2 pseudogenes are annotated in these 544 nt (G+C 73.7%); one reads left to right on the top strand and one right to left on the bottom strand.

From position 1 onward, the window contains the following. A pseudogene (locus tag A5625_RS02065) lies at window positions 1-292 on the top strand (alpha/beta hydrolase); the annotation flags it as partial. A gap of 53 nt (window positions 293-345) precedes the next feature. Here the strand turns inward: A5625_RS02065 and A5625_RS30615 are convergent. After that, window positions 346-544, bottom strand: a pseudogene (locus A5625_RS30615) (alpha/beta hydrolase); the annotation flags it as partial.

Below are 544 nucleotides of genomic sequence, written 5' to 3'. Positions count from 1 at the left end.
CTGGCTGGCCGACGAGCTGACCCGCTCGTGGGGCGCTCAGTGGCCGCATTTGCCCGACGCCATGGAAGAAGCCGCCGGATACGTCGCGCCGAGCTGCGACGAGCTGGCCGGGCTGACCGCGCCAATGGGGGTGGCAGCCGCAGTCGACGACCCCATTCACCCGCTGCAGGCCGGCCTCGACTGGGTGGCCGCCGCGCCGCACGCGGCCTTGCGCACCGTGACGCTGGATCAGATCGGGGCGGATCCCGCCGCCCTGGGTGCGGCGTGCCTGAGCGCGCTCGCCGACTTGTAGCTCAGCCGCCGGTGGTGGTGCGCAGCTGCTGCATGGCCGAGCCGTCGACGCTGCGGCGCGGCGGCCACCCAGTCGAGGCCGGCCTGCAGCGGGTGAATGGGGTCGTCGACTGCGGCTGCCACCCCCATTGGCGCGGTCAGCCCGGCCAGCTCGTCGCAGCTCGGCGCGACGTATCCGGCGGCTTCTTCCATGGCGTCGGGCAAATGCGGCCACTGAGCGCCCCACGAGCGGGTCAGCTCGTCGGCCAGCCAG

This window comes from Mycobacterium sp. 1465703.0, from assembly GCF_001672975.1.
Classification (GTDB): domain Bacteria; phylum Actinomycetota; class Actinomycetes; order Mycobacteriales; family Mycobacteriaceae; genus Mycobacterium.
Note: the sequence above shows the minus strand (reverse complement) of the source record. Positions and strands in the feature narration are given on the sequence as shown.